Annotated in this window: 7 protein-coding genes and 1 pseudogene; all 8 read left to right on the top strand. The window is 49.4% G+C overall.

The features are described from left to right. Nucleotides 1–103: pseudogene (locus ACT3RR_RS21790) on the top strand (EF-Tu/IF-2/RF-3 family GTPase); the annotation flags it as partial. A 252-nt stretch (nt 104–355) separates the two neighbouring features. Then, a complete protein-coding gene (gene secE, locus ACT3RR_RS21785) occupies nt 356–739 on the top strand; it encodes a preprotein translocase subunit SecE (protein WP_034794996.1) in 384 nt (127 codons plus the stop codon). Continuing rightward, a complete protein-coding gene (nusG, locus tag ACT3RR_RS21780) occupies nt 740–1,285 on the top strand; it encodes a transcription termination/antitermination protein NusG (RefSeq protein ID WP_009639145.1) in 546 nt (181 codons plus the stop codon). A gap of 161 nt (nt 1,286–1,446) precedes the next feature. Further along, a complete protein-coding gene (rplK, locus tag ACT3RR_RS21775; protein WP_034794998.1) occupies nt 1,447–1,875 on the top strand; it encodes a 50S ribosomal protein L11 in 429 nt (142 codons plus the stop codon). A 3-nt stretch (nt 1,876–1,878) separates the two neighbouring features. After that, nucleotides 1,879–2,583 carry a 50S ribosomal protein L1 gene (gene rplA, locus ACT3RR_RS21770; protein WP_034795001.1) on the top strand — a complete coding sequence of 235 codons (705 nt, stop codon included), beginning with the start codon at nt 1,879–1,881 and terminating at the stop codon, nt 2,581–2,583. A 350-nt stretch (nt 2,584–2,933) separates the two neighbouring features. Next, the gene (gene rplJ / locus ACT3RR_RS21765; protein ID WP_034795004.1) at nt 2,934–3,431 is read left to right on the top strand and encodes a 50S ribosomal protein L10; all 498 of its coding nucleotides are present in this window, start codon (nt 2,934–2,936) and stop codon (nt 3,429–3,431) included. A gap of 65 nt (nt 3,432–3,496) precedes the next feature. Further along, nucleotides 3,497–3,862: a 50S ribosomal protein L7/L12 gene (rplL, locus tag ACT3RR_RS21760; RefSeq protein ID WP_034795006.1), complete on the top strand. Its 366-nt coding sequence runs from the start codon at nt 3,497–3,499 to the stop codon at nt 3,860–3,862. 331 nt (nt 3,863–4,193) lie between these two features. Continuing rightward, nucleotides 4,194–8,222, top strand: coding sequence for a DNA-directed RNA polymerase subunit beta (gene rpoB, locus ACT3RR_RS21755; protein WP_034795009.1), 4,029 nt, complete (start codon nt 4,194–4,196; stop codon nt 8,220–8,222). The last annotated feature ends 39 nt before the right edge of the window (nt 8,223–8,261 follow it).

The raw sequence follows: 8,261 nt of genomic DNA, 5'->3' as shown, positions 1-8,261 counted from the left end.
CACCCTGATCCACCCAATCGCGATGGATGACGGTCTGCGTTTCGCAATCCGTGAAGGTGGCCGTACTGTTGGTGCAGGTGTTGTTGCTAAAGTTATCGCTTAATCGCTGATACTTTTTTGTCACTTTACGTTGACGCAATGCACACTAAAAGGGCATCATTCGATGCCCTTTTCTACGCTGTGGCGCTAGAACCTATCTCATCAGCGATTTATACGTCATAATCATTGGTGAGATAGGCTCTGAGATATAGCGTAAAACACCGAGTTGCGCTCACTGTAGAGCATCGATCGGTTTGGTTTGCCTCGCAATGCGAGGCAAAGTTGTTTGTTCTGAATCATTGTGACGGGTTGGTTTATGAGTGCGAATACCGAGGCTCAAGGGAGCGGGCGCGGCCTGGAAGCGGTAAAATGGTTAGTTGTTGCCGTTTTGTTGGTCGTAGCTATTGTCGGTAACTATTATTACCGTGCATACAGCCTGCCGTTACGTGCGCTGGCAGTTGTTGTCATCATTGCTATCGCTGGTGCAGTGGCATTATTGACGACTAAAGGCAAAGCGACAGTTGCGTTTGCGCGCGAAGCGCGTACCGAAGTACGTAAAGTAATTTGGCCTACGCGCCAGGAAACATTGCATACCACACTGATCGTTGCTGCGGTAACTGCCGTTATGTCACTGATTCTGTGGGGACTAGATGGTATTCTGGTTCGCTTGGTATCTTTTATTACTGGCTTGAGGTTCTAAATGTCTGAAGCACCTAAAAAACGTTGGTACGTCGTTCAGGCGTTTTCCGGCTTTGAAGGCCGCGTAGCACAATCGCTGCGTGAGCACATCAAATTGCACGACATGGAAGAGCTGTTCGGCGAAGTCATGGTTCCTACGGAAGAAGTTGTTGAAATCCGTGGTGGTCAGCGTCGCAAGAGTGAACGCAAATTCTTCCCAGGTTATGTGCTTGTTCAAATGGTGATGAATGACGCCAGCTGGCACTTAGTGCGTAGCGTTCCTCGCGTAATGGGTTTCATTGGCGGTACTTCTGACCGTCCGGCGCCTATTAGCGATAAAGAAGTTGACGCTATTATGAATCGCCTGCAACAAGTCGGCGATAAGCCACGGCCGAAAACGCTGTTTGAACCAGGTGAGTTGGTCCGTGTTAACGACGGTCCGTTTGCTGACTTTAACGGTGTTGTGGAAGAAGTGGATTACGAAAAAAGCCGCCTGAAAGTGTCTGTTTCTATCTTTGGGCGTGCAACGCCTGTTGAGCTGGACTTCGGTCAGGTCGAAAAGGGTTAATAACTCTTTCAACATCGGTTCGAACAGATGTTGTGCAGGGCGCGAAATTAAACTATAATTTCGCGCCTTTTGTTTTTCTGTGCAGCCTCTGCACAGAAAAGTACTGCAAATAACGGGGAGCCTCTTCAAACAGGCGATATTACCCAACTGAGGAAATTTAAATGGCCAAGAAAGTACAAGCCTACGTCAAGCTGCAAGTTGCAGCTGGTATGGCTAACCCAAGTCCACCGGTAGGTCCGGCACTGGGTCAGCAAGGTGTTAACATCATGGAATTCTGTAAGGCATTCAACGCTAAGACTGAAAGCGTTGAGAAAGGCCTGCCGATCCCTGTTGTCATTACCGTTTACTCTGACCGTTCTTTCACCTTCGTTACCAAAACGCCTCCAGCAGCTGTGCTGTTGAAGAAAGCGGCTGGTATCAAGTCTGGTTCCGGCAAGCCGAACAAAGACAAAGTGGGTAAAGTAACGACTGCTCAGGTTCGTGAAATCGCAGAAACCAAAGCTGCGGACATGACTGGTTCTGACGTAGAGGCCATGGCGCGCTCTATCGAAGGTACTGCTCGTTCCATGGGCCTGGTAGTGGAGGATTAATAGATGGCTAAGCTGACCAAGCGCATGCGCGTGATCCGTGACAAAGTTGATGCTACTAAACAGTACGACATTAACGAAGCTGTTGCTCTGCTCAAAGAGCTGGCCACTGCTAAATTCGTTGAAAGTGTAGACGTTGCCGTTAACCTCGGTATCGATGCACGTAAATCTGACCAAAACGTTCGTGGTGCTACCGTTCTGCCTAACGGCACCGGTCGTTCTGTTCGCGTTGCTGTCTTCACCCAAGGTGCAAACGCTGAAGCTGCTAAAGCTGCAGGCGCTGAGCTGGTAGGTATGGAAGATCTGGCTGATCAGATTAAGAAAGGCGAAATGAACTTTGACGTTGTTATTGCTTCTCCAGATGCAATGCGCGTTGTAGGTCAATTAGGTCAGGTTCTGGGCCCACGTGGTCTGATGCCTAACCCGAAAGTTGGTACTGTAACTCCTAACGTTGCTGAAGCGGTTAAGAACGCTAAAGCAGGTCAGGTTCGTTACCGTAACGACAAAAACGGTATCATCCATACCACTATTGGTAAGGTTGATTTCGAATCCGACAAGCTGAAAGAAAACCTGGAAGCTCTGTTGGTTGCACTGAAAAAGGCGAAGCCTTCTCAGGCTAAAGGCGTTTTCATCAAGAAAGTAAGCCTGTCCACTACCATGGGCGCTGGTCTTGCAATTGATCAAAGCGGCCTGAGCGCAACAGTTAACTAATTAACTGCTGACGTTTATCGCTTTACGCGGGCGATGGATTTGTCTAGAATCTATGGCCCGTTGTTTCGTTAACGCGAAACCAAGAATTTTTCGGTTGGAGCCTGGCCTATCCAGGCCTCCGTCCAAGACCGCAGGTGTCCCGCAAGGGACTTAATCCTTCCTGCGTAGACGGTGACAGAGCCTGAAGAAAATTTTTCTTTGTCTTTCTTTGTTTAAAGAAAGTATGAAGAACTTGAATAGTCTTTGCTGGATTCTCTGCTCACCGTGTTTGTACGCCTATCTCCGATCTCGGTTATAGGTGATGTGAGTTCCGGGGATTTTCCCCGGCTAAATCCAGGAGCAAAAAGCTAATGGCATTAAATCTTCAAGACAAACAAGCGATTGTTGCTGAAGTCATGGAAGTAGCCAAAGGCGCGCTGTCTGCGGTTGTTGCGGATTCCCGTGGCGTAACTGTAGATAAAATGACTGAACTGCGTAAAGCAGGTCGTGAAGCTGGCGTTTACATGCGTGTTGTTCGTAACACCCTGATGCGCCGCGTCGTTGAAGGTACTCAGTTCGAGTGCCTGAAAGACACGTTTGTCGGTCCTACCTTGATTGCATTTTCTTCTGAACACCCGGGCGCTGCTGCTCGTTTGTTCAAAGATTTCGCTAAAGCGAATGCAAAATTCGAGGTTAAAGCTGCGGCCTTTGAAGGTGAGTTTATCTCTGCGGCTCAAATCGACCGCTTGGCAACTCTGCCTACTTACGATGAAGCAATCGCACGCCTGATGGCAACCATGAAAGAAGCCGCTGCTGGCAAATTGGTTCGCACTCTGGCTGCAGTACGCGATCAGAAAGAAGCTGCTTAATCAGCCTTTCTTTTCTCGTTCAAATGCTTACGTATAAACTATTTCTGAATTCTAGGAACAATTAAATGTCTATCACTAAAGAACAAATCATTGAAGGCGTTGCAGCTCTGTCTGTAATGGAAATCGTTGAACTGATCTCCGCTATGGAAGAGAAATTCGGCGTTTCTGCTGCTGCTGCCGTTGCTGGCCCAGCTGCTGCTGCTGAAGCTGTAGAAGAGAAAACTGAATTCGACGTTATCTTGACTGCTGCTGGCGCTAACAAAGTTGCTGTTATCAAAGCAGTACGTACCGCTACTGGCCTGGGTCTGAAAGAAGCTAAAGACCTGGTAGAGTCTGCTCCAGCAGCTCTGAAAGAAGGCATCAGCAAAGACGACGCTGAAGCACTGAAAAAATCTCTGGAAGAAGCTGGTGCTTCTGTTGAAGTTAAGTAAGTTTAACTTCCCGGAGTGCAGTCTGTCCTAACAGACTGATGGCTGGTGACTTTTTAGTCACCAGCCTTTTTGCGCTATAGAGTGTCAGTGGTGTTTCACACTGTTTGAACACTGAACTACTCTAATATCTCTTTCTATAGACGACTTAATATATTGATGCCCCTTGCTGTGGCTCATCCACAGATAATGCACAACGAAATGATTTAAGAGTGATAGAAACGGGTATTGCGGAAAGCGTCTCTGCTTTTCGGTCGACATAAACGGTGTTGCATGAACTGTCCTTCTCAGGGCAGACAAGATTGGGTCACTGATCAGCGAGCTGAGGAACCCTATGGTTTACTCCTATACCGAGAAAAAACGCATTCGTAAGGATTTTGGTAAACGTCCACAAGTTCTGGATATTCCATATCTCCTTTCTATCCAGCTTGACTCGTTCCAGAAGTTTATCGAGCAAGATCCGGAAGGCCAGTACGGTCTGGAAGCTGCATTCCGTTCTGTATTCCCTATCAAGAGCTACAGCGGTAACTCTGAGCTGCAATACGTTAGCTACCGTCTTGGTGAGCCTGTATTCGACGTTAAAGAATGCCAGATTCGTGGTGTGACGTTCTCCGCGCCACTGCGCGTGAAACTGCGTCTGGTGATCTATGAGCGTGAAGCACCAGAAGGTACGGTCAAAGACATCAAGGAACAAGAAGTCTATATGGGCGAAATTCCGCTCATGACCGAAAATGGTACCTTTGTGATTAACGGTACTGAGAGGGTTATCGTATCTCAGCTGCACCGTAGTCCGGGCGTATTCTTCGACAGCGATAAGGGTAAAACCCACTCATCGGGTAAAGTGCTTTATAACGCACGTATCATCCCTTACCGCGGTTCATGGTTAGATTTCGAGTTCGACCCGAAAGATAACCTGTTTGTACGTATTGACCGTCGCCGTAAACTGCCTGCGACCATCATTCTGCGTGCATTAAACTACACCACTGAACAGATCCTTGACCTGTTCTTTGACAAGGTGACTTACCAGATCCGCGACAACAAGTTGCAGATGGAACTGGTACCTGAGCGCCTGCGCGGTGAAACAGCTTCCTTTGATATCGAAGCTGACGGCAAAGTCTATGTAGAAAAAGGCCGCCGCATAACTGCTCGTCATATTCGTCAGCTTGAAAAAGACGACATTCAGCGCATCGAAGTTCCTGTTGAATACATCGCAGGAAAAGTAGTTGCTAAAGACTACATCGACACTAATACCGGTGAGCTGATTGTTCCTGCGAACATGGAATTGTCTCTGGATTTACTGGCTAAATTGAGCCAATCCGGTCACAAAACCATCGAAACGTTGTTCACCAATGACCTCGACCATGGCGCGTACATGTCCGAGACCATTCGCGTCGACCCAACCAGCGATCGCTTGAGCGCACTGGTTGAGATCTACCGCATGATGCGTCCTGGTGAGCCGCCAACTCGCGAAGCTGCTGAAAGCCTGTTTGAGAACCTGTTCTTCTCTGAAGATCGTTACGACCTGTCTGCTGTTGGTCGTATGAAGTTCAACCGTTCTCTGCTGCGTGATGAAATCGAAGGTTCAGGCATCCTGAGCAAAGACGACATCATTCAGGTAATGAAAAAACTGATCGGCATTCGTAACGGCCAGGGCGAAGTGGACGATATCGACCACTTGGGCAACCGTCGTATTCGTTCTGTCGGTGAGATGGCTGAAAACCAATTCCGCGTAGGTTTGGTTCGTGTTGAGCGTGCTGTTAAAGAGCGTCTGTCTCTTGGCGATCTCGACACTCTGATGCCTCAGGACATGATCAACGCTAAGCCGATTTCGGCTGCGGTGAAAGAGTTCTTCGGCTCAAGCCAGCTGTCCCAATTTATGGACCAGAACAACCCGTTGTCTGAGATCACGCACAAACGTCGTATCTCTGCATTGGGCCCGGGCGGTTTGACCCGTGAACGTGCTGGCTTTGAAGTTCGAGACGTACACCCGACTCACTACGGTCGCGTATGTCCAATCGAAACGCCAGAAGGTCCAAACATCGGTCTGATCAACTCCTTGTCTGTTTATGCACAGACCAATGAGTATGGTTTCCTGGAAACCCCTTACCGCCGTGTGCGTGAAGGCGTGGTGACTGATGAAATTAACTATCTGTCTGCCATTGAAGAAGGCAACTTCGTAATCGCTCAGGCGAACTCCAACTTGGATGACGAAGGCCGCTTCCTGGAAGACCTGGTCACTTGTCGTAGCAAAGGCGAATCAAGCCTGTTCAGCCGCGACCAAGTTGACTACATGGACGTTTCTACCCAGCAGATCGTATCCGTTGGTGCTTCTCTGATTCCATTCTTGGAACACGATGACGCCAACCGTGCATTGATGGGTGCGAACATGCAACGTCAGGCGGTTCCTACTCTGCGTGCTGATAAGCCGCTGGTTGGTACCGGTATGGAACGTGCTGTAGCGGTTGACTCCGGTGTTACTGCCGTAGCCAAGCGTGGTGGTACTGTTCAGTACGTGGATGCATCCCGTATCGTTATTCGTGTTAACGAAGATGAGATGTACCCAGGCGAAGCAGGTATCGACATTTACAACCTGACTAAGTACACCCGTTCTAACCAGAACACCTGCATCAACCAGATGCCGTGTGTGAATCTGGGTGAGCCAATCGAGCGCGGCGACGTGCTGGCAGATGGTCCATCTACAGATCTGGGCGAACTGGCACTGGGTCAGAACATGCGTGTCGCGTTCATGCCTTGGAACGGTTACAACTTCGAAGACTCCATCTTGGTCTCCGAGCGTGTCGTTCAAGAAGACCGCTTCACCACCATCCATATCCAGGAACTGGCTTGTGTGTCCCGCGACACCAAACTGGGGCCTGAAGAGATCACGGCTGATATCCCGAACGTGGGCGAAGCTGCACTCTCTAAACTGGACGAATCCGGTATCGTTTATATCGGTGCTGAAGTAACCGGCGGCGACATTCTGGTTGGTAAGGTAACGCCGAAAGGTGAAACCCAGCTGACGCCAGAAGAGAAGCTGTTGCGCGCTATCTTCGGTGAGAAAGCGTCTGACGTTAAAGACTCTTCTCTGCGTGTACCAAACGGCGTTTCAGGTACGGTTATCGACGTGCAGGTCTTCACCCGCGATGGCGTGGAAAAAGACAAGCGTGCGTTGGAAATCGAAGAGATGCAGCTGAAGCAGGCTAAGAAAGACCTGACTGAAGAGTTGCAGATCCTTGAAGCTGGCCTGTTTGCGCGTATCCAGTCAGCATTGGTTGCTGGCGGTGTTGAAGCCGATAAGCTGGGCAAATTGCCACGCGATCGTTGGCTCGAACTGTCTCTGACCGACGAAGAAAAACAAAACCAGTTGGAACAGCTGGCCGAACAGTACGACGAACTGAAATCCGTGTTTGAGAAAAAACTCGAAGCGAAGCGTCGTAAAATCACCCAAGGCGATGACCTGGCACCTGGCGTGCTGAAAATCGTTAAAGTGTATCTGGCCGTTAAACGTCAGATTCAACCGGGTGACAAAATGGCTGGTCGTCACGGTAACAAAGGTGTTATCTCCAAGATCAACCCGATCGAAGATATGCCTTACGATGAAAACGGCACGCCGGTAGACATCGTACTGAACCCGTTGGGCGTTCCATCTCGTATGAACATTGGTCAGATTCTGGAAACCCACTTGGGTATGGCCGCGAAAGGCATTGGTGAAAAAATCAATGCGATGCTGAAGAAACATGAAGAAGTTTCCAAGCTGCGCGAGTTCATCCAGAAAGCGTATGACCTGGGCGACGATGTTCGTCAGAAAGTGGATCTGAGCACCTTCAGCGATGACGAAGTACTTCGTTTGGCTGAAAACCTGAAGAAAGGCATGCCAATCGCAACGCCAGTCTTCGACGGTGCGAAAGAGACCGAGATCAAGCAGCTGCTTGAAATGGGCGGAATCCCAACCTCTGGTCAGATCACACTGTTTGACGGCCGTACCGGCGAGCAGTTTGAGCGTCAGGTTACTGTCGGCTACATGTACATGCTGAAACTGAACCACCTGGTTGACGATAAGATGCACGCGCGTTCTACCGGTTCTTATAGCCTTGTTACTCAGCAGCCGCTGGGTGGTAAAGCTCAGTTCGGTGGTCAGCGCTTCGGTGAGATGGAAGTGTGGGCACTGGAAGCATACGGTGCCGCATATACCCTGCAAGAGATGCTGACTGTTAAGTCCGATGACGTGAACGGCCGTACGAAGATGTATAAAAACATCGTCGATGGCGATCACCGGATGGAACCAGGCATGCCGGAGTCCTTCAACGTACTGTTGAAAGAGATCCGCTCTCTGGGTATCAACATCGAGCTGGAAGACGAGTAAGTACTCGAATTCGCAATGATCACAGGGGCACCTGCCTGT

It is taken from the genome of Ewingella sp. AOP8-B2-18 (genome assembly GCF_052376015.1).
In the GTDB taxonomy this organism is placed as follows: domain Bacteria; phylum Pseudomonadota; class Gammaproteobacteria; order Enterobacterales; family Enterobacteriaceae; genus Ewingella; species Ewingella allii.
This window is presented reverse-complemented; position numbering and strand designations above follow the sequence as displayed.